Source organism: Cohnella baijiui, from assembly GCF_020731285.1.
Classification (GTDB): Bacteria; Bacillota; Bacilli; order Paenibacillales; family Paenibacillaceae; genus Cohnella.
The window spans coordinates 1-22,073 of sequence record NZ_JAJFOW010000038.1; the positions used below are offsets into that span (position 1 = coordinate 1).

The window sequence follows — 22,073 nt, forward strand, 5'->3', positions numbered from 1 at the left end:
TCGACTCGAAAGTAACGTTGGTGGTCGTAGTTAATCGGAAAAACCGATTAACTCGACTCGAAAGTAACGTTGGTGGTCGTAGTTAATCGGAAAAACCGATTAACTCGCGGCGAAAGTACCATTAGGTGGACGCGATCGTCGAAAAAATCGACTATCTCGCCCCTAAAGTACCGTGGACAGCCGACGATAGACGTAAAAATCGACGAACTCCCGCCCGAAGCACCGTGTGTGGCCGACAATCGTCGAAAAATTCGACTATCTCGCCCCTAAAGTACCATGTACGGCCCGAGTTCGTCGAAACCGTCGACGATCTCCGCGCGCCCAAGCCGCAAAGCCACCGTTTGCGGCCAGCTCGCCCGGCCCTCCCGCCGGTCAGCCGTGCGGTATCGCACATGAGAAGGAGCGATAACGATCATCCTAGAGCGGAGGAGGCGTTGGCAATGCCGATAGAGCGAGAGGACGAGCGCAAGCCGGCTCCGGCCGAACCGGCCGCCAAGGAAGAGGCGGTGCGCGACGACGAAGCGGCTTTCATGACGCCGGCGGAGGCCGAGCTGGCCCGCGCGCTGAACGAAGGGGTCGACGCCGAGGCGAGGGATCCCGCCGAAGAAGCGGTGGACCGGCTTCGGCCCCGCTGGGAGATCCGCATCCAGACGGAGCGCGATCCCGTGGCGGAGGAGACGGCGGCTTACCGCAAGATGGCGAAGGAAGTCGACGACCGGTACGGCCGGCAAGAGTAAGCGCGAAGGAACCGAGGGAGGGCAGCCGCGAGGCTGCCCTCCCTTTTTGCGCCGGTCCGCCACCATGAAGCGCGGAAAAGCTGTCAAAAGTGCAGAAAAATTGCGACCTTCTCCTACAAGCGCCCGCCCCGCTATTATAAGATAAAGGATACGGCCGTTCCTCCGCGTCCGCGCGGGCGACGGCTTGTTCCCGCACCCATCACGCCTGCATAGGAGGGGCCCCGCACCCGATGCCCAGAATCAACCTGTTCCGCAAAATCGTGCTGATCCTCGCGCTGCTGCTCCTGCCCATCGCGGCGGTTTACTACTGGGCGAACCATCGGGGAACCGAGGTGCTGCGGGACGAGCTGAACAAGTCCAATACAAGCAAGCTCGAATTTTTTCAATCCCAGGTGGATGCGAATATCGACTCGATCACGATGTGGCCGAATCTGCTCGTCCACGATCCGGATATTTCTGAGCTGAGGGATACGTTACCGGCCGGCTCGCCGAACCTCGATTTGGAATCGATTACGCTCGTAAAGCGCATCCAGCAAAAGCTGAGCACGCAGGAGAGCTCGATCAACTGGAGGAGCTCCCTTTATATCTATTCGCCCAGGTTGAACCGGGTCATCACCGACAATGACGCGGACCCCTACGACGATACCGAGCTCAAAGCCCGCATGAAGCCCGGATGGCAGGTGAAGCCGACGGGCGGGGAAGCCGGCAGCTCCTATACGTTCTCCTTGTTTACTGTTTCGCCCTACAACGCCTTCAACCGCCCGGACCAAGCCGACTTGATCATCGAGGTACGGTTCGACAGCTCCAACATCGCGGCGATGCTCGACCGGTTCAAGAGCGACAGCCGGCGCAATCCGATCTACTACAAAGAAGGCGTCGGCACGATCTACAACGCCACGGCCGACCGCCAAGTGGCGGACGAGCTGGTGAAGACGCTGAAGCGGGGCAGCCTGCAGGAAACGAACAACCAGACGCTCGAGCTGGAAGGCGGCACCTACCTCGTCAATACGAAGCTGTCCGCGTCCACCGGCTGGTATCTGATCGACTATATCCCTTACGCCGACGTCGTCCGCCCGATCCGGGAGACGAACTTGCTGTTCTACGCGGCGCTCGCTTCGCTGCTCCTCATGGGGTGCGTGCTGGCGTACATGCTGTACGCCCAGGTCCAGGTGCCGATGAAGCGCCTCGTCCAGAGCTTCCAGCGACTCAAGCAGGAGGACTACTCCGTCCGGCTCGTGCCGAAAGGCAACGGCGAGTTCAGCTTTGTTTTCATGCGGTTCAACTCGATGGTGGAGCAGATCCAGGAACTGTTCGGCAAAGTATATCTGGAGAAAATCCACGTCCGCGAAGCGCGGCTCAAACAGCTCCAGTCGCAGATCAATCCGCATTTTTTCTACAATTGCTTCTCGTTCATCTCGAGCATGGCGAAGCTGGAAAACTACAAGGCGATCGTCGCCATGTCGGCGAGCCTCTCGAGCTACTACCGTTACACGACGCGCCAGGAGCGGGATTTCGTGACGCTGGCGGAGGAACTGGACTTCGTGACGAGTTATCTGGAAATTCAGCGAATGCGTCTCGGACGGCTCCGCTTCGAGGTGGAGCTGCCTTCCTGGCTGCGCCATCTGGAGGTGCCTCCGCTCCTCATTCAGCCGCTTGTGGAGAACGCCGTGCTGCACGGCATCGAGGGAAAAGCGGGCGAGGGCTGGATCCGGCTCACGGCCGGCGAGGATGGCGAACGGATCTCGATCGTCGTAGAAGACAGCGGCAAAGGCATGAGCGCAGACGCGATGCGGCGTTTGCGGGACAAGCTGTCCGCGCCGCTCGCCGAGGAGACGGGCTGCGGCCTGTGGAACGTAAACCAGCGTCTGCAGCTTCGCTACGGAGAAGACGCGGGAGTGGCGCTGTCCGCGGGCCCGGGCGGCGGTCTCCGCGTCGAGCTCAGTTGGAACAGGGTCAGCTTTGGCAGATAGAGAGGAGGACGGCAGATGATCGAAATATTGCTGGTGGACGACGAGGTGTACGTGACCGAGAGTCTCCGCAAGACGATTCCCTGGGAACGCATGGGCGTCGGCCACGTCTATACGGCAGATTCCGCTGCCGCCGCGCTGCGCATGCTGGAAGAACGAGAGGTCGACATCCTGGTGAGCGACATCCGCATGCCGGAGACGGACGGGCTGGAGCTGGTCCGGATGGCGGGCGAGCAGTGGCCGCATTTGCGCTGCCTGCTGCTGACGGGGCACTCGGACTTCGAATACGCGAAAAAAGCGATCGAGCTGCGCGTATCCGGCTACATCCTGAAGCCCGTCGACGACGACGAGTTCGTCCGGAGCGTGACGGATGCGATCGCGTCGCTGCGCGACGAGTGGGAGCAGGCCGAGCGGTACAATCGGCTGCTCTACGATCTCAAGTCCGACCGGGCGCTGCTGCGCGAGCGCCTTATGCACGATCTGCTGCTCGGCCGCCAGCTGCCAAGCGCGACGCTCGCGGACAAGCTGCGGCAGTACGAGGTGCCGATCGCGCAGGAGGCGCCGGCCCTGATGCTGCAGATTCGCCTGGGCGGGCATTTCGCCGAGTACGACGCCGAGTCGCTATCGCTCATGGAGTACGCCGTCGGCAACATCGCCGAGGAGGTGCTCGGCTCGGGCTTCCGCGTCTGGCACAGCAAAGCCCCGCACGACTGCCTGGTGCTGCTCGCCACGGTAGACCGGGCGGCGGACGAAGCCGGCGGCATCGCAGCCAAGCCGATCCGGGCGGAGCTCGAGCGGCTGGCCGCCGAGATCGGACGCCAGGTGCGCAACTATCTCAAGGGCAGCATCTCGATCGTCGTCAGCCCGTGGTTTCTGTTTCCCGAGGAGCTGGCGTCCGCCTACCGGAGCGGCCTGACCGCCCTGTTCGAGCACGCCGGCGCGCGGGGGGAGGCGGCGCTTTTCCTTGAGGATCTGCCTCGCCGGCGCGCCGGCGTGCAGTCGCTGGAGTCGCTGTACAAGCCGCCGACACTCATCCATCTGCTCGAATCTAAACAATGGGAAGCCGCCGAGGAGAAGATCGCGGACGTGCTCGGAGACCTCGAGCGGATGGAGCAGGGCTACACGGACGAGCATTTGTACGAGGTGTACTTGTGCATCGCCAACGCCTGCCTCTACCTTGCCCACAAGCAAGGGCTGCTCGTCGCCGAAATCGACGGAGGCGCTCCCGATCCGGCCGCCGAGCGGCGCATGCTGCAGTCGCCGCAGCGGCTGCGTGCCTGGTCGCTCGAGCTGCTGGCCAAGCTGAAGCGGGAATTGTCCGAGAGCGATACGCACACCCGCAGCCGGCTCGTCAAGCAGGTGCGGGAACTCGTGACGCGCGACATCGGCCTCGACATCTCGGTCAAGACGATCGCCGACAAGGTGTACCTGCACCCCGTCTATCTTTCCAAAGTGTACAAAAGCGAAACCGGCGAAAGCCTCGGAGACTACATCATCCGCATCCGGATGGAGAAGGCGCTCTACCTGCTCAAGCACACGAACAAAAAGATTTACGAAATCACGACCGAGCTCGGCTATCAAAACCCGCAGTACTTCAGCAAGATGTTCAAGAAGTTTTACGGCATGACCCCCAACGCGTACCGGGACTGAGGTCGCCCGGCGCGGCGATTGGTTGTGAAAGGTGCAGAAATGTTCGATTAATGACGTAGGTTCGCGCTTCCCCCGTCCTTATAATTTAGCCATAAGCCTAAATAAAGCCTAGTAGGGGGACACGACCATGACCACCTTCTCCAAACCTAAGCTCGCTGCCGGCGCCGCCTTGATGCTGGCTGTCGCCAGCCTGTCCGCGTGCGCGGGAAACGGCGGCAAGCCGGCCGCCAGCCCGTCCGCGTCCGCATCCGAGAGCGCGCCCGCATCGGCAGGCGCATCGCCGTCCGCATCCGGCGCTTCGAGCGCGTACAAGGACAAGTACGATCCGCCCGTGACGATCACGACCGTGTGGGGCGTCGATCCGGCGCTCAAGTTCAAAAACGGCGAGTCCATCGAGAACAACGTCGCGACCAAGTGGGCGCTCGATACGCTCGGCATCAAGATCGACTCGCTATGGTCGGTGACGGATACGAACGGCGCGTTCGCGACGAAGATGCGCCTCGCGATGTCATCCGGGCAGAAGCTGCCGGACGTCGTGACCGTCGGCGACGCCCAGCTCGCGCAGGACTTGATCGACACCGGCGCCTTCCGCGAGGTGGGAAGCCTGTTCGACGAGTACGCGAACGACAAGTGGAAGACGGCGATGAACCTCGACCCGAACGTCTGGAATCCGTACGTCCGCGACGGCCAAAAGCTCGGCATCCCGGTTCTCGACTACGCGTACAACCACGACTATCTGCTATGGATTCGCCAGGACTGGTTGGATAAGCTGAACCTCGAGGCGCCGAAGACGCTGGACGATCTCGAGAAGGTGATGGACGCGTTCAAGAACAAAAACCCGGACGGCCTCGCGCCCGACAAGGTGCTGCCGCTGTCGATCGGCTTCAAGACGACGATGAATACGTGGATGGGCGATCCGTCCTGGGTGTTCGGCGCCTACGGCACGATTCCGGGCCAATGGAACGCGGCGGCGGACGGCAATCTCGAATACGGCTCCATCAATCCGGCGTCCAAGTCGGCGCTCGCCAAGCTGAAGGAATGGCGCGACAAAGGCTACATTCCGAGCGAGGCGGCGCTCTGGGACGAGAACAAGACGTCCGAGCCGGCGGTGGCGGGCACGGCGGGCATCATCCCGGGGCCGTACTGGATGAGCGGCTGGCCGCTGCTCGACACGGTCAAGAACGTCCCGACGGCCGTCTGGAAGCCTTACCCGATCCCGACCGGACCGGACGGCAAAGCCGGCCGCCACGGCACGAACTTCACGAGCGGCGTAACGCTCATCAACAAGGACATGAAAAACCCCGAAGCGGTGTTCACTTACCAGAACTATCTGTTCGAGCATCTGGCCGATCCGCAGCCGGGAAGCGAGTGGGACGTCGGCGTGTTCAAGGGCTACGATTACGACCTCGACGCGAGCGGCAACCCGGTCTATCTCGACAAAATCCCGGGCGGCGAGGTGAACATCAACCGCTACTGGCTCGTAAAGGACGGCGCGCGCATCCCGGACGCCCAGATGAAGGCGCTGCTGAAGCTCGCCGACGGCAGCGAGCCGACGACCCGTCTCGAGAAGGAAGTCAAAAACAACTACGGACCGGAGACGCCGGCCGCCGCCAAAGTGCTGCTGTCGCAGCCGGACATCTCCTTCAAGGATATGTTCACCGGCCCGTCCACGCCGACGATGCAGTCCAAGCTGGACTATTTGAAAAAGATCGAGCTGCAGACGTTTAACGAGATCATCTACGGCAAAAAGCCGGCGGACAGCTTCGACAAGTTCGTCAACGACTGGAAGTCCACGGGCGGAGACAAGATGACGCAAGAAGTGAACGACTGGTACAAGAACACGAAATAAGGAGCGGCGAGCCCGCCTCCCAGCCCCGAGGTCCCGGCCGGACCTCGGGGCTTTCGTTTTCGAATGAACGCCTCCGCATCGCCGAGAAACCGCTCGCGCGGACCGTTCGCCAACTGGTTGCGATAATGCCATCAATGTTGGTTTTGCCCGCTACTTCGCGCCGGAGCCGGTTGCTATAATCGCCCTATACCGTTCGAGGAGGACCCTTCATGCGTTACATCAGACGAACTTGGCCGTTCCATTTGATGCTCCTGCCCGCCCTCGTCTTTTTGATCGTCTTCAACTATGTGCCGATGGGCGGCATCGTCATGGCGTTCCAGGACTACAAGCCCTGGCTGCATATCGGCGGCTCGCCCTGGATCGGCCTCGACAACTTCCGGCTGCTGTTCGAGCGTCACGACAGCATCCAGGTCATCTGGAACACGTTTCTCATCGCGGTTCTGAAAATCGCGTTTAATCTGATCACGCCTTTCGCCTTCGCGATTCTGCTGAACGAAGTGCGACAGCGGCTCCTGAGCCGCTCGATCCAGACGCTCGTCTATTTGCCCCACTTTCTGTCCTGGGTCATCCTGGGCGGCATCCTGCTCGAATTCCTTTCCGCGGACGGCGGCTTCGTCAACCGGATGCTGCACGCCGCGTTCGGCATCAAGCCGATTCCCTTCCTCGGCGACGGGGATTGGTTCCGGTTCACCGTCATCGCGTCCGAGGTGTGGAAGGAGTTCGGCTACGGCACGATCGTCTTTCTCGCCGCGCTGGCGGGCATCAACCCGTCGCTCTACGAGGCGGCGGAGATGGATGGCGCGAGCCGCTGGAAGCAGACGCTGCACATCACGATCCCGTCGCTGCTCCCGATCGCGGTCGTCGTCGGCACGCTTTCGCTCGGCAACATTCTGAACGCCGGGTTCGACCAGATTTTCAACCTCTACAACGCGCTCGTGATGGACAAGGGCGACATCATCGATACGTTCGTCTACCGCACGGCCATCAGCGACGGCCAGTTCGGCTTTGCGACCGCCGTCGGGCTGTTCAAGTCGGTCATCAGCATGATCCTGATCGTCATCTCGTACCGGCTCGCCTACAAGTGGGCGAACTACCGCGTGTTTTAAGGAGGCTTCGGCATGTATCGCAAGACCGTACCTTACCGCATCTTCAACGTTTTCAACGTCATCCTCCTGTCGCTGCTGGCGCTCGCCTGCGTCATCCCGCTGATCCACGTGCTCGCCGTCTCGTTCAGCGCCAAATCGGCGGCCGACGGCAATCTGGTCGGGCTGTGGCCGGTCGACTTCACCACGATCGCCTATTCGAAGACGATCGACAATCCCGTCTTCCTGAGCTCGCTCTGGGTGGCGGTGAAACGGACCGTCCTCGGCACGGTCGCCATCTTGGCCGTCGCCTGCCTAGCGGCGTATCCGTTGTCCAAGGAGAATGCCCAGTTCGGCGGGCGTTCGGTCTACGCCTGGCTGTTCGTGTTCACGATGATCTTCAACGGCGGCCTCGTGCCGTTCTATATCGTCATCCAGCGCCTGCATCTGGTGGATTCGTTCTGGGTGCTCGTGCTGCCGGGCGTCGTAAACGTCTGGCTCATCATCCTGCTGATGAACTTTTTCCGCGGCATTCCGAAGGAACTGGAGGAGGCGGCGCTGATCGACGGGTGCGGCCATCTCGGCATCCTCTGGCGGATCTATCTGCCCGTGTCGCTGCCCGCCCTCGCGACGCTTGGCTTGTTCGCGATGGTGTGGCACTGGAATTCCTGGTTCGACGGGCTGCTGTATTTGAGCGACAAGCATATGTATCCGCTGGCCACGTACCTGCAGACGGTCATCGTTTCGCGGGACATGAGCTCGATGAGCTTCACGAAGCAGGAGTTCGACCTCCTCTCCCAGAAGACGATCAACGCGGCGCAGATCTTCATCGGCGCGCTGCCGATCCTCATCGTGTATCCGTTCCTGCAGCGGTTTTTCGTCAAAGGTCTGGTCATGGGTTCGGTAAAGGAGTGAGCGGAAATGGCGGACGATCAAACAACGCAAGGACGCGTTGGGGAGAGGGCTTTTACCGTCGGGATGGACGTGTCGTTCCTGGACGAGGTCGAGGAAGCCGGTGGCGTTTACTTCGATCGCGACGGCCGAAAGGCCGATCTGCTGCAGGTGTTGCAGGAGAGGGGGACGACGGCGATTCGCCTGCGCCTTTGGAACGATCCGCCCGGCGGCTACTGCAATCTGGAGCGGACGATCTCCGTGGCGCGCCGCATCAAGGCGCTCGGCCTCGGATTTCTGCTGGACTTTCACTACTCCGACAGATGGGCCGATCCGGCGAACCAACGCAAGCCGGCGGCTTGGGCGGCGCTGAACGAAGCGGCGCTCAGGGAGGCGGTACGCGATTATACGCGGGACGCGCTGACGGCGTTGTTGCGGGCGGACGCCGCTCCGGATACGGTACAGATCGGCAACGAGATCACGCCGGGCATGCTCTGGGACGACGGCCGGGTGGACGGGGACCGGGATACCGACGCCCAGTGGGCCAAGCTGGCGGGCCTCGTCCGCGCCGGCATGGACGGCGCCCGGGAGGCGCTGCCGGACGTCCGGATCATGATCCATATCGATCGGGGCGGCGACCTGGACGCGAGCGAGCGGTTTTTCGACCGGCTGGGCGCTTACGGGATCGCGGACTTCGACTGCATCGGCTTGTCCTACTACCCTTGGTGGCACGGCACGCTGGACGACCTGCGCCGGACGCTGAATGGCCTGGCGCTGCGTTACGGCAAGCCGATTAATGTCGTGGAGACGGCCTATCCGTGGACGCTGGACAAGCGGGAGGGGCTCGACTTCATCGTCCACGACGCGGCGCAGCTGCCCGAGGCTTATTCGCCGACGGAAGAAGGACAGGCGCGCTGCCTGCGAGACTTCGTCCGGGTCGTGCGCGAGACGCCGGGCGGCCTGGGCGACGGCTACTACTGGTGGGAGCCGGCCTGGACGCCGGTCAAACCAATGTGGTCGGTCGGGCACGGCAACAACTGGAGCAACCTGACGCTGGTCGACTTCGAGGGCCGCCCGCTGCGGGCGATGGAGGCGCTGCGGGGAGAGGGATAACCCGATTCGGCGGGTATTTCAGCTCGTATTTTTGTAAAGGGAAAAAGAAAGGGGAAGGTCGATATGTTACGAAAGCATCCGCCGATCAGCGGCAGCATTCCGGACTTTATGCACGGCGCCGACTACAACCCGGACCAGTGGCTGCACGACCCGGCCGTGTTGGAGGAGGACATCCGGCTCATGAAGTTGGCCGGCTGCAACGTGATGGCCGTCGGCATCTTCGCCTGGGCGGCGATGGAGCCGGAGGAGGGGCAGTTCGAATTCGACTGGCTGGACCGCGTACTCGATCGCTTCGCGGAGGAAGGGCTGTTCGCCTGGCTCGCGACGCCGAGCGGCGCGCGGCCGGCCTGGATGTCGGAGCGCTACCCCGAGGTGCTGCGCATCGGCGCGAACCGAGTGCGCAATCTGCACGGACATCGGCACAACCACTGCTATACGTCGCCGGTCTACCGGGAGAAGACGGCGATCCTGAACGCCAAGCTCGCTTCGCGCTATGCGCGCCATCCGGCCGTCGTCGGCTGGCACATCTCCAACGAATACGGCGGCGACTGCCACTGCGAGCTGTGCCAGGAGGCGTTCCGCGAATGGCTGCAGGCGCGGTACGGCACGCTGGACGCGTTGAACGCGGCCTGGTGGACGAGCTTCTGGGCGCACACGTACACAAGCTGGTCCCAGATCGAGTCGCCGACCCCCCATGGAGAGACGATGGTCCATGCGCACAACCTGGATTGGCGGCGGTTCGTCACGGACCGCACGGTCGACTTTTGCGCCCATGAAATCGCGGTCGTGCGTCCGTTCAACCCCGATCTGCCGGTCACGACGAACATGATGGACTGGTACGAGGGGCTGGACTACCGCCGCTTCGCCGGCTTGCTCGACGTCATTGCCTGGGACGCGTACCCGACCTGGCACGATGCGGCGGACGACAGCCGAACGGCGGCGTGGTTTGCGTTCAACCACGATCTGTTCCGCTCGCTGAAGGACAAGCCGTTCATGCTCATGGAGAGCACGCCGAGCCTGACCAACTGGCAACCGGTGAGCAAGCTGAAGCGTCCGGGCATGCACCGGCTGTCCTCGCTCCAGGCCGTCGCGCACGGCGCGGACACGGTCCAGTATTTCCAGTGGCGCAAGAGCCGCGGCTCCAGCGAAAAGCTGCACGGCGCCGTGGTCGATCACGTCGGTCACGAGCATACCCGCGTCTTCCGCGACGTGGCGGAGCTGGGCGGCGCCCTCGCGGCGCTGCGGGACGTCGTCGGCACGTCGACGCCGGCACGCGCGGCGATCCTGACCGACTGGGACAACCGGTGGGCAGTCTGCGACGCGCAAGGGCCGCGCAACTGCGGCGTCCATTACGAAGACGCTGTGCTCGACCATTATCGGGCGCTTTGGGCGCTCGGCGTTCCGATCGACGTCATCGGCTCCGAAGAGGAACGCGACCTCGGCCGCTACGATCTGATCGTCGCGCCGATGCTCTACCTGTGCCGGTCAGAGACGGGGGCGCGGCTGGAGCGGTACGTGGAGGCGGGCGGCGTCCTCGTGTCCACCTATTGGTCCGGCATCGTGGACGAGCGCGATCTGTGCCATCTCGGCGGTTTTCCCGGGCCGCTGCGGCGGACGCTCGGCATTTGGGCCGAGGAGATGGACGCGCTGTACGACGGGGAAACGAACAGCCTGGTCCCCCTCGACGGGCCGAACGGAGCGGCGGAGGAGCGGAAGGAGCCGGAAGGCGGACGCATACTCCTCGGCCGCGCCTATGTGTCCAGCGAGCTGTGCGAGCTCGTGCACCTGGAGGGGGCGGAGGCGCTCGCGGCGTACGGCAGCGACTTTTACGCGGGGCGTCCGGCGCTCACGGTGAATCGGCTCGGCGCAGGGAAAGCCTACTACTTGGCGACGCGGGCGGAGCCGGCGTTTTACGCGGACTTCTACGGGTGGCTGGCGAGCGCGCTGCGCCTGCCCCGCGCGCTGGACACGGCGCTGCCGGACGGCGTCACGGCCCAGGTGCGCACAGACGGCGAGACGGACTTCGTCTTTGTCCTGAACTTCAGCGGCCGCGAGCGGATCGTGCCTCTGGACGGTCGCGTCTATATCGACGCCGAAACGGGCGAGCCGCTGTCCGGGCCGGCGCTGACGCTGTCCGCCAACGGCTCGCGGGTGCTGCGGCGGGCATCCGCGAACGGGTAAGGCCGCTTCGCCGAAGCTCCTTGTGAAAACATCCGAATTGTTCACATCCCATCCTGTGCTCCTGGCGCTCCAGCGTTTACGCTAAGCCTGGAGGAGCGACGCTCCCCCCAATCCGACTAACGGGAGGAATCGGGATGATGCTTCGCAAGTCGATCGTCTGCCTGCTGTCCGTCATGCTGCTGGCCGCGCTTTGGTTCGCGGGAGCGGGCTCGGAGCCGCGGAAGGCCGAAGCGGCGCCGGCCTTCGCCAAAGGGGCCGATATCAGCTGGGTGGCCGGCATGGAAGCGCAGGGCTACAAGTGGAAGGACAAAAACGGCGTGCAGCGCGATATTCTGGACATTCTCAAAAACGACTACCAGATCAACTCCGCGCGCATCCGCGTCTGGGTCAATCCGTCCTCGGACTACGGCAACGGCTATCTGAACAAGGACCGCGCCGCCGCGCTGGCGAAACGAGCCAAGGCGGCGGGGATGAGCGTCATGCTGACGCTGCACTACAGCGACTCCTGGGCCGACCCCGGCAAGCAGACGAAGCCCGCAGCTTGGGCGGGCTATACGTTCCAGCAGCTCATGGACGCCGTATGGAATTGGACGCGGGACGTTATGACGACGATGCAGGCGAACGGCGTGACGCCGGATTGGGTGCAGATCGGCAACGAGACGAACAACGGCATGCTGTGGGAAGACGGGAAGGCTTCGGCCAACATGAAAAACTACGCCTGGCTGGTCAACACGGGCAACAACGCCGTCAAGTCGATCAGCAGCGGCACGAAGACGATCGTCCATCTGGCGAACGGGTACGATAATTCCTTGTTCGTCTGGAACATCGGCGGTCTCGTCGCGAACGGAGCGACCTTCGACATGATCGGCATGTCGCTCTATCCAAGCGCGTCCGACTGGTCGACGAAGGTGACCCAGACGATCGCCAACGCGAACGACATGATCGCCCGCTACGGCAAGCCGATCATGATCACCGAAATTGGCATGGACTACAATCAGCCCGCCGCAGCCAAGAGCTTCATCGCCGACATCAAGACGAAAATCCGCAATTTGTCCGGCGGAAGAGGCGCGGGCGTCTTTTACTGGGAGCCGGAGGCGACGCCGGGATACAACGGCGGCTACGGCAAAGGCGCTTGGCAATCCGACGGCAAGCCGACTGCCGCGCTGGAAGGCTTCCTGAACTGAAACGCGGCGCATAGCGCCGTTTAAAAGCGAAGAACCCCCTCGCATCCTGCCGATTGCGAGGGGGTTCTTTGATGTTTCCATGGCCTATAGGACTTCAAGTGATATCCGCATTAGCGCCTGCCTGAACGGGCTTTTAGCGGCTGATGGCCCGGAAGCTGGCGTCGGCCGCTTCGAGCGTGGCGTCGATGTCGGCTTCGGTATGCGCCGTGGTGAGGAACCAGGCTTCGTACTTGGAAGGGGCCAGGTAGATGCCGCGCTCCAGCATCTCGCGGAAGAAGCGGGCGAACGCTTCGCCGTCCGTGTCCTGCGATTCCTCGTAGTTGGTCACCGGATGGTCGCAAAAATGCGTCGACAGCGCGCCGCCGATCCGATTGATCGTAAGCGGGACGCCGTGGCGGTCGGCCGACGCACGAAGCCCGTCCGCCAGGCGGATGGCCAGCGCCTCCATGCGGTCGTAGACGCCGGGCTCGCGCAGCACGTCCAGGCAGGCGATGCCCGCGGCGATCGACGCCGGGTTGCCGGCCATCGTGCCCGCCTGGTAGGCGGGACCGAGCGGCGCGACCTGGGCCATCACTTCGCGCCGGCCGCCGTAGGCGCCGATCGGCAGGCCGCCGCCGATGATTTTGCCGAGGGCGGTCAAGTCCGGCTCGATTGCGGCGAAGTCTGTGAACGCCGCAGCGTACGTCTGGGTCGTCCCGTAGTGGAAACGGAACGCCGTGATGACCTCATCGTAAATAACAAGGGCGCCAGCCGCGCGGGCCATGCGGCACACGTCCTCGAGGAAGCCGGGCTTCGGCATGACCATGCCGAAATTGCCGACGATCGGCTCGACCAGGACGGCGGCGATATCGTCGCCCCAGCGCTCGAGGGCTTGCTTCAGGCCGTCCGTTTCGTTGAACGGCACGGTGACGACCTCTTGGGCGATGCTGACCGGGATGCCCGCGCTGTCGGGAATGCCGAGCGTGGACGGGCCGGACCCGGCCGCGACGAGCACGAGGTCGGAGTGGCCGTGGTAGCAGCCGGCGAACTTCACGATCTTGTTCCGCCCCGTGGCGGCGCGGGCGACACGGATCGTCGTCATGACCGCCTCCGTGCCGGAGTTGACGAAGCGGACCTTGTCCATCGACGGGATGGCCAGCTTCAGCCGTTCGGCTAGCGCGACCTCGCCTTCGGTCGGCGTTCCGTAAAGCGTGCCGTTCCGCGCGGCCTGCACGATCGCTTCGGTCACGCGCGGGTGGGCATGGCCGGTGATGATCGGACCGAATGCCGCCAGATAGTCGAGGTAGCGGTTGCCGTCCACGTCCCAGAAATAAGCGCCCTCGGCGCGCTTCATAAAGACCGGGGCGCCGCCGCCCACCGCCTTGAACGAGCGGGAGGGGCTGTTGACGCCGCCTACGATATGCTGCTGCGCGGCTTCGTACAGCCGTGCCGATTCGGTTCTTGCGTTCATATGAATATCCTCCTGGTCATAACGGTCTTCTCGAGTGCCGAACGGTTAGGCCAGGCCTCGGGGAAAAGAAAAACCGCCGTCTGTCGTCCAGACGGCAGTTCGGTAAGGCGCTCCCAGCGTCAAGGCGACGAGGAAGCGGAAGAGGAGGCGGAAGGCGAGGCCGGCGCTTCCGTCTTGTCCTCGCCGAGCACTTCCTGCACGTAGTCCCGCAGCTTGTCTTCGTCCGTGATGCCGAGGACGGAGGAGCCGCCGACGTCTTTGTCCGTGAGCAGGTTCATCGGAGGCAGCTGCGCGGAGCCCGCCTGATGGGACTTGTAGCCGAGGCTCGCGAGCTTCCACATGTCGTCGACCGACATGTTCGTCTCGATGTACGGATTGACCTTGTTCAGGATTTCCGGGAGCTTCAGGATGTTCCAGCCGGTCTGCAGCTTGTCGGCCACGGCCCCCAGGAAGGCGCGCTGGCGCTCCGTCCGGGTAAAGTCGCTCATCGCGTCGTGGCGGAAGCGGACGTACTGGAGCGCGTGATCCCCGTCCAGATGCTGCTGGCCCTTTTTCAGGTCGATGTCGAACATGTGCTTGTCGGCTTTGGACGTATAATGCATGTCTTTCTCCACGTAGAAGTCCACGCCGCCGATCGCGTCGACGAGCTTGATGAAGCCTTGGAAATCGGCGTACACATAATATTGAATATCGAGGCCCGTCAGGTCGCCGATCGTCTTCATCGCCAGGTTGGGTCCCCCGAGCGAGAGTGCGGCGTTGATTCGGTTGGAGGCGTGCTCCGGGATCTTCACGTAGGTGTCGCGGAGAATCGAGAACAGATGCACCCGCTTGGTGGCCGGATCGAACGAAGCGACCAGCATCGAATCCGAACGGGCCGTCTCGCCTTCCTCGAGGCCGCGGTTGTCCCCGCCCATGAGCAGTACGTTCACCCGCTCGGTCCCGGTCCATTCCGGCGGTTTTTCCTCGGGTTTCTCCTCGAACTGGCCGAAGCGGGATTCTTCCTTCGGCTTCTGGAGGTTTTCCAGGCCTTGATAACCTCTGTATACGTACCAAGAGCCGTAGCCGAGCACGATGACCAGCACGGCCAAGACGCTAATCAGCGTCCATTTCCACTTTTTCCGCATCCCTGTGGTTCCCTTCGTTTACGCAGGTGTAGTTGTCCTGTAAGATAGCATGTGCGGGCGAAAGCGGGCAAATGAATTTTCCGAAGCCCGTCTGTATGTTTATGCAGCCCGAATCATTAAAATTATAAAGTTTTTCGGCGATTAGAATCAAGTAAAGTCGAAAATGGAGGGAAATATGCTAGCCATCGACGTCAAACAGCTGCGAAAACAGTTCAATGTGCAGAAAAACCGAGAAGGCCTCAAAGGCGCCATGCTCGACCTGTTCAAGCGGGAGCATACCCAAGTGACGGCCGTCAAGGATATCAGCTTCGAGATTCCGCAGGGCGAAATCTGCGGCTATATCGGGGAGAACGGAGCCGGCAAATCGACGACGATCAAGATGCTGACGGGCATACTCGTCCCGACGTCCGGCCACATTCAAGTGAACGGGTTCGTCCCGCACAAGGACCGCGAACGGTTCGTGCAGGGTATCGGCGTCGTCTTCGGACAGCGCAGCCAGCTATGGTGGGACATCGGCGTGATCGAGTCGTTTCGCCTGCTGCGCAAGGTGTACCGCGTGGGCGAAGCCGACTTCAAGCAGCGTCTGGACGAGCTCGTAGAGACGCTCGCGTTGGGCGAGCTGCTGAACCGCCCGGTGCGCAAGCTGAGCCTGGGTCAGCGGATGCGCTGCGAGCTGGCGGCGGCGCTGCTGCATCGGCCGTCCATCTTGTTCCTGGACGAGCCGACGATCGGCCTCGACGTCGTCGTCAAGACGGAGATCCGCGAATTTCTGAAGCGGCTCAACCGCGAGCACGGCACGACGATCTTGCTCACGACGCACGACCTGCAGGACATCGAAGCGCTCTGCTCCCGCGTCATCATGCTGGACGACGGCCGCATTATCTACGACGGCGGTCTCGAGGAGCTGAAGGCGCGGTGGGGCAAAGGCCGCGAAGTGCAATTCCAGTTCAACGACCCGATCCCGAACGAACGGCTCGAGGCGCTGACCGGCGGCCTCGACGTCCGCTGGACGAAGGAGAACGAGCAGACCGCCAAAGTGTGGATCCCGCTCGAGATCAACGTGTCGGACGTGCTGTCGCGGGTCGTCGGGACGACGGACATCAGCGATATCAAAATTTTCGAGACGAGTACCGAGGAGATCGTCCGCGAAATCTACCGGACGGGCAGCGCGGAGACGGATCAACAGCGCGCGGACGCGAACCTTGACGAGCGCGAGCCCACCGCACGGGCGGAGGCGGTTCGATCGTGACGAGCGCCTATCTCGACTTTATCCGTATCCGATTTCTCATGATGCTCGCTTACCGCGTGAATTATTACAGCGGCATTATTATTTATGCCATTAACATCGGCGCTTATTACTTCATGTGGAAGGCCATCTACGGCCAGGCGGACACGCTGGCGGGCTTTACGGTTGCGCAGATGACGACGTACGTGGCCGTATCCTGGATGGCCCGGGCCTTCTACTTCAACAATCTCGACAGGGAAATCTCGAACGACATCCGGGACGGCAGCGTGGCGGTGCAGATGACGCGTCCGTACTCCTATCTGATGGTGAAAATGATGCAGGGCTTCGGCGAAGGGCTGTTCCGCCTCCTGCTGTTCATGGTGCCGGGGATGATCATCGCGACGCTGATCTTTCCGGTGACGCTGCCGGCCGACCCGATGCGCTGGATCATTTTCTTCGTGATGATCTGGTTCAGCTTCCTCATCAATTCGCAGCTCAACATTTTGACCGGGCTGTTCGCCTTCTTCGTCGAAAACAACGAAGGGCTCATGCGGATGAAGCGCGTGGCAGTCGATCTGCTCTCCGGCGTCATCGTACCGATCGCGTTTTTCCCCGAGTGGGCGCGCGCGGTGCTGAACTGGCTGCCGTTCCAGGCGATCACCTACCTGCCGGGCTCGGTGTTCACGGGCCGGCTGAACGGTGCGGAGACGTGGAGCGCGCTTCTCGTGCAGGTCGTCTGGTTCGCCGTGCTCATCGTGCCGATTCTCGCGATGTGGCGGTCGGCGAGACGCCGGCTGTTCGTGCAAGGGGGTTGAAACCATGCGAATCGCTTATACGTTCGAGCTGTTTCGCGAGTATCTCGCCAACTATATCAAGACCAAGCTGACCTATCGCGCCGACTTCTGGGTCGAGGTCGTCAGCGATTTGATGTTTTCGCTCATGAACCTGGTCTTCATCTTCGTCGTGTTCCAGCACACGCCCGCGCTCGGAGACTGGAACCAGTCGGAAGTCGTGTTCGTCTACGGCTACTTCATGATCGCCCAAGGCGTCTTCGGCTGTTTCACCAACCTGTGGAACTTCGGCGATCGGTACATCATCAAAGGCGAGATGGACCGCATCCTGACGCGACCGGCCCATTCGCTCGCGCAGGTCATGCTGGAAAACGTCGATCCCCCGTCTCTGGTCGGCTCGCTCGTCGGCATCGGGATCATGGGCGCCGCATGGGGCGAGCTGGGGCTTCCGTTCCATTGGTATGATCCGTTCGTGCTGATCGTGATGGTGATCGGATCCGTCCTTATCTACTCGGGTATCTACACGACGCTGGCGGCGATTTCGTTCTACTCGGACGCGCCGACGGGCATCATCCCGCTCATGTACAACATCCAGAGCTACGGGCGCTATCCGATCCAGATTTATAACAAAGGCATCCGCTTCCTGCTGACGTGGGTGCTGCCGTTCGCGTTCGTCGGCGTTTACCCGGCGTCGTACTTCCTTGCAGAGCATGCGGACCGATCGATGGCGTGGCTGACGCCGGTCGTCGGCCTCATCGTCGGGGCGATCGGCCTCGTCGTCTGGAACCGCGGCGTCAAGCGTTACCGCGGCGCTGGTTCGTAATTGGGCGATATGGACCGTCCCTCTCCAGGCGAAGCCTGGGGAGGGGCGGTTTTTTGATGGGCCGCGGGGTGGGAGGGGGGAGCGGGGAAAAGTAACGTGCTTGGGCGCGCTGTGGCGTCTGTAGGGTGGTGAGCGGAACAAAGTACCGTACATAGGCGTGGAATGGCGTCTGTAGGGTGATGAGCGGAACAAAGTACCGTACATAGGCGTGGAATGGCGTCTGGAAGGCGATGAGTGGTAAATGTTACCGCACATGGTCGCATGAATGCGTCAGGAGGGTGATGAGCGGAACAACGTACCGTACATAGGGCGCGATGCGGCGTCGGAGAAGGGATGAGTGGTAAAAGTTACCGCACATTCGATCGCGTGAATGCGTCTGAAGGCGATGAACGGAAAAGTACCGAACATGAGCGTGTTACGGCGTCTGGAGGGTGATGAGCGGAACAACGTACCGTACATGGGCGCGCTGTGGCGTCGGAGAGGGCATGAGCGGTAAATAGTACCGTACATAGGTGTGAGATGGTGTCTGGAAGGTGATGAGTGGTAAGAGTTACCGCACATAGTCGCGTGAATGCGTCGGAGAGGGCGATGAGCGGAACAACGTACCATACATAGGCGCGATGCGGCGTCGGAGAGGGGGGAGTGGTAAGAGTTACCGCACATAGTCGCGTGAATGCGTCGGAGAGGGCGATGAGTGGTAAGACGTTCGCGCATGGGCGCGATGCGGCGGGGGAAAAGCGGGGACCCGAAAGGCTGCCGGGCGTGGGGTTGAAGCCTTGGCAAGCGGGTAATGAGAAGCAACGCCGCTTTACGCGTGCATGCGAAGGCAGATCGCGCATCACCGAAAGGAGGAGCGGAAAGGTTGAGGATGCGCTTACAAAAAAGCGTTGACAAAACCGGCAGCGCGGGATAATATGGGCACATGAAGTTGGACTTTCGCTCAAAATAGGAACGTTCCCAAAATTGCGGAGCGAGCCTTGCACCGGTCCTCCGGCAACGTTATTGATCCGAAGGCATCGAGCGAAGCAAGAATGATTGTCGATTAAAAATCTAATGCGGATGTTGTCTTTTCCGACAAAATGGGAACGTTCCCAAAATGGTTCTCGAAGCGTTCCTTCGAAGCGAAGCGGTCCCAGCGCCGTTCATTTCATGCAGACAACCGGAGAACGGAACCGCACATCCGAAAGCCATGCCCAAACTCCGTGTTTCATGCTAAAATGGGAACGTTCCCAAAACTGGGAAACAACCTTTCCGAAAGCAGGAATGATTATGGGACCGACCATTCACGATGTCGCACGCCTTGCCAATACGTCCAAAAGCACCGTCTCCCGCTACCTGAACGGCCAGCCCGTCAAGAAAGCGACGCAGGAGGCGCTCGACAAAGCGATCCGCGAGCTGAACTTTCACCGCAACGCCAATGCCCGCCGGCTTGTCATGGACAAGACGAATACGATCGGCGTCGTCGTGGACAACATTTCGAACGTGTTCTACTCCGGCATTATCCGGGGCATCGAGACAACCGCCAACAAGCGCGGCTACAATTGCATCTTCTACAGCTGGACGTCCAACTACGAGAGCGAACGCGCCTTCTTGCATCTGCTTTACGAGGGGCAGGTGGACGGTCTCATCCTCGTCAGCTTCCAAAAGCGGGCGGCGGAGGATCTCGAAGCGTACAAAGCGGAGGATTACCCGATCGCGCTCGTCGGCGATCACGGCGAGATGGACGGGCTCTTGTCGGTGGATGTGGACAATGCTTCGGGCGTCGCCGAGATCGTCTCCTATCTGCACGGACTCGGCCACCGCGGCATCGCCTACATCGCCGGACCGGAGCATGCCGGCGCGAACAAGTACCGGCTCAAAGGCTTCCGCCAGACGATGGAGGCGCTGGGGCTGCCGTTCCGTCCCGAATGGATCGTCGAATCCGACTGGAGCAATCAAGGCGGCTATCAGGCCATGCGCCGGCTTCTAAAGCTTCAAGGCTTCACCGCGGTCGTCGCTTCGAACGACGAGACGGCGATCGGCGCGCTGCGCGCCATTCAGGAGCACGGCCTCAGCGTACCGAGCCAGTTGTCCCTCGTCGGCTTCGACGACATCACCATCTCGGAATGGGTATTCCCTTCCTTGACGACCGTGCGCCAGCCGTTTCTCGAAATCGGCATGCAGGCGGCGGAAGGGCTGTTCCGCCGCATCGAGGGGGAGCCGGCACCCGTGTTCGCCGCCCGGCTGTTAAGCCCCACGCTCGTCGTTCGCGATTCTTGCGACATTCCACACGCAAAGGGTTGAGGCCTGTGCATTCAAAGATCGACAAATCGTTTTACGGCTATTTCTTCATCGCGCCGTTCTTCATCGGTTTCGCGGTCGTCGGCCTCGCGCCGATTCTTTACACCTTTTACCTCAGCTTGACCAAATGGGACGGGTTCAGCGACCCGGTCTACGTCGGGGCCGCCAACTACACGCGGCTGCTGCACGACAGCTTCTTCTATCAGACGATCGGAAGCACGCTCGTCATCTGGGTGATGTCAATCGTTCCCCAGCTTATCCTGGCGCTCGCCCTCGCGCTCATTCTCAACGAACGGTTCGTCAAGGGCAAGCATTTCTTCCGAGCGATCTTTTACTTCCCGCACATCGTCACGCCGGTTACGCTCGGCGTCCTGTTCAGTCTCATGTTCGACTGGCAGACCGGCAGCATCAACAAGATGCTGGAGAGCATCGGGCTCATCCACGATCCGATCAACTGGTTCAACAACCCGTGGTGGTCTCGAATCATCGTCGCCTCCGTCATCTGCTGGCAATATTTCGGCTTCAACATGATCGTCTTCATCGCCGGCCTGCAGTCCATCTCGAGCGAGGTGTACGAAGCGGCGGCCGTGGACGGGGCGACCAAGGGGACGATCATCCGCAAGATCACCTTGCCGCTTCTCCGTCCGGTGTTTCTGTTCACGTTCATCACGTCCGTCATCGGCGGTCTGCAGCTGTTCGACGCGCCGCTCATGCTGGGCGACGGGCCGGGCAATTCGACCAGGACGATGATCATGTACCTGTACGAGACGGCATTCAAAAATTTCGACTACAGCTACGGCTCGGCGATCGCTTACGGCATCTTTATCGTCGTCATGTTCTTTACGGCGATCACCGCCCGCGCGTCCAGGCTGAAGGATTAGGAGGTACCCGCCATGCGATCCGGTTTGACCGTCTCCCGAACGTTCGTGTATCTCTTCCTTGCCGCCGTGACGTTCGTTTGCCTTGTGCCGTTCTACAGCATGATGATCACGTCCACCCACGCCAACGCCGACATCGCGAGCAAGCTGCTGCTCTGGCCCGGCGCCGAGTTGGCGAACAACTACGAGCGGCTGACCGAGGCGGTGAACATCTGGCGAGGCTTCGCCAACACCGTGTTCATTTCCGTCACGGCGACCGCGCTGAACGTGTACTTCGCGGCATTGGCCGGCTACGGCTTCTCCAAGTACCGGTTCCGCTACCGCGGCGGGCTGTTCCTGTTCGTGCTCGGCACGATGATGATTCCCGGGCAGCTCGGCATCATCGGCTTCTACAAAGTCATGAACATGATGAACCTGCTGGACACGTACTGGCCGCTGCTTCTGATGTCCCTGTACAACGCGTTCGGGATTTTCCTGATGCGGCAGTTCGCCGACGCGTCCATCCCGGACGAGATCATCGAGTCCGGACGGATCGACGGGTGCGGAGAGCTGCAGATTTTCCACCGGCTCGTTCTCCCGCTCATGGGACCGGCCATCGCCACGCTAGCCATCTTCTCGTTCATCGGCAAATGGAACGACTTCCTGACCCCGATGATCATCCTGTTCGACAACGACAAGCAAACGCTGCCCGTCATGATCGCGAGCGTCAAGTCGCAGTTCTCGTCGGATTTCGGCGCCCAATACGTCGGCATCGTCATCTCCGTCGTGCCGCTGCTCGTCTTTTTCTCGGTCATGTCCCGCAAGATCATCAGCGGCGTGGCCGCCGGCGCGGTCAAAGGTTAAGCGAA

General features: G+C 61.7%; 17 protein-coding genes. 15 read left to right on the top strand and 2 right to left on the bottom strand.

All coding sequences use genetic code 11. From position 1 onward, the window contains the following. Nucleotides 1–440 precede the first annotated feature (440 nt). The 9 genes from LKX83_RS25330 (at nt 441) to LKX83_RS25370 (ending at nt 12,654) form a co-directional block, all read left to right on the top strand. Nucleotides 441–737 (top strand): hypothetical protein, encoded by a 297-nt coding sequence (locus LKX83_RS25330; RefSeq protein ID WP_370639133.1) that lies wholly within the window; start codon nt 441–443, stop codon nt 735–737. A 230-nt stretch (nt 738–967) separates the two neighbouring features. Next, complete coding sequence (locus LKX83_RS25335) at nt 968–2,707, top strand: sensor histidine kinase (protein ID WP_227885630.1); 1,740 nt, start codon at nt 968–970, stop codon at nt 2,705–2,707. 15 nt (nt 2,708–2,722) lie between these two features. Beyond that, nucleotides 2,723–4,354: a response regulator gene (locus LKX83_RS25340; protein ID WP_227885631.1), complete on the top strand. Its 1,632-nt coding sequence runs from the start codon at nt 2,723–2,725 to the stop codon at nt 4,352–4,354. A gap of 127 nt (nt 4,355–4,481) precedes the next feature. Beyond that, nucleotides 4,482–6,203, top strand: a complete 1,722-nt coding sequence (locus LKX83_RS25345) for an extracellular solute-binding protein (RefSeq protein ID WP_227885632.1) — start codon at nt 4,482–4,484, stop codon at nt 6,201–6,203. A gap of 209 nt (nt 6,204–6,412) precedes the next feature. Continuing rightward, entirely contained in the window at nt 6,413–7,309 is an 897-nt protein-coding gene (locus LKX83_RS25350; RefSeq protein WP_227885633.1) for an ABC transporter permease, read from the top strand. A gap of 12 nt (nt 7,310–7,321) precedes the next feature. Then, nucleotides 7,322–8,200 (top strand): carbohydrate ABC transporter permease, encoded by an 879-nt coding sequence (locus LKX83_RS25355; protein WP_227885634.1) that lies wholly within the window; start codon nt 7,322–7,324, stop codon nt 8,198–8,200. 6 nt (nt 8,201–8,206) lie between these two features. Then, a complete protein-coding gene (locus LKX83_RS25360; RefSeq protein ID WP_227885635.1) occupies nt 8,207–9,289 on the top strand; it encodes a glycoside hydrolase family 53 protein in 1,083 nt (360 codons plus the stop codon). Nucleotides 9,290–9,352: 63 nt separating this feature from the next. Further along, nucleotides 9,353–11,470 carry a beta-galactosidase gene (locus LKX83_RS25365; protein WP_227885636.1) on the top strand — a complete coding sequence of 706 codons (2,118 nt, stop codon included), beginning with the start codon at nt 9,353–9,355 and terminating at the stop codon, nt 11,468–11,470. A gap of 173 nt (nt 11,471–11,643) precedes the next feature. Continuing rightward, entirely contained in the window at nt 11,644–12,654 is a 1,011-nt protein-coding gene (locus LKX83_RS25370) for a glycoside hydrolase family 53 protein (RefSeq protein WP_227885679.1), read from the top strand. 133 nt (nt 12,655–12,787) lie between these two features. On the opposite strand, the gene LKX83_RS25375 is transcribed toward LKX83_RS25370, so the two are convergent. Continuing rightward, a complete protein-coding gene (locus tag LKX83_RS25375; RefSeq protein ID WP_227885637.1) occupies nt 12,788–14,104 on the bottom strand; it encodes a glutamate-1-semialdehyde 2,1-aminomutase in 1,317 nt (438 codons plus the stop codon). A gap of 119 nt (nt 14,105–14,223) precedes the next feature. Continuing rightward, nucleotides 14,224–15,228, bottom strand: a complete 1,005-nt coding sequence (locus LKX83_RS25380) for an LCP family protein (RefSeq protein WP_227885638.1) — start codon at nt 15,226–15,228, stop codon at nt 14,224–14,226. Nucleotides 15,229–15,403: 175 nt separating this feature from the next. Here LKX83_RS25380 and LKX83_RS25385 point away from each other — a divergent pair, with 175 nt between their 5' ends. From LKX83_RS25385 to LKX83_RS25410, 6 genes are all read left to right on the top strand, one after another. After that, nucleotides 15,404–16,477 (top strand): ABC transporter ATP-binding protein, encoded by a 1,074-nt coding sequence (locus LKX83_RS25385; protein WP_227885639.1) that lies wholly within the window; start codon nt 15,404–15,406, stop codon nt 16,475–16,477. After that, the gene (locus LKX83_RS25390) at nt 16,474–17,268 is read left to right on the top strand and encodes an ABC transporter permease (RefSeq protein WP_227885640.1); all 795 of its coding nucleotides are present in this window, start codon (nt 16,474–16,476) and stop codon (nt 17,266–17,268) included. Before LKX83_RS25385 ends, LKX83_RS25390 begins: the two co-directional genes overlap by 4 nt. A gap of 4 nt (nt 17,269–17,272) precedes the next feature. Beyond that, the gene (locus LKX83_RS25395) at nt 17,273–18,067 is read left to right on the top strand and encodes an ABC transporter permease (protein WP_227885641.1); all 795 of its coding nucleotides are present in this window, start codon (nt 17,273–17,275) and stop codon (nt 18,065–18,067) included. Nucleotides 18,068–19,336: 1,269 nt separating this feature from the next. Further along, nucleotides 19,337–20,350, top strand: a complete 1,014-nt coding sequence (locus LKX83_RS25400) for a LacI family DNA-binding transcriptional regulator (protein ID WP_227885642.1) — start codon at nt 19,337–19,339, stop codon at nt 20,348–20,350. A 5-nt stretch (nt 20,351–20,355) separates the two neighbouring features. Then, nucleotides 20,356–21,228: a carbohydrate ABC transporter permease gene (locus tag LKX83_RS25405; RefSeq protein WP_227885643.1), complete on the top strand. Its 873-nt coding sequence runs from the start codon at nt 20,356–20,358 to the stop codon at nt 21,226–21,228. Nucleotides 21,229–21,240: 12 nt separating this feature from the next. Beyond that, nucleotides 21,241–22,068 (top strand): carbohydrate ABC transporter permease, encoded by an 828-nt coding sequence (locus LKX83_RS25410; protein ID WP_227885644.1) that lies wholly within the window; start codon nt 21,241–21,243, stop codon nt 22,066–22,068. Nucleotides 22,069–22,073 lie beyond the last annotated feature (5 nt).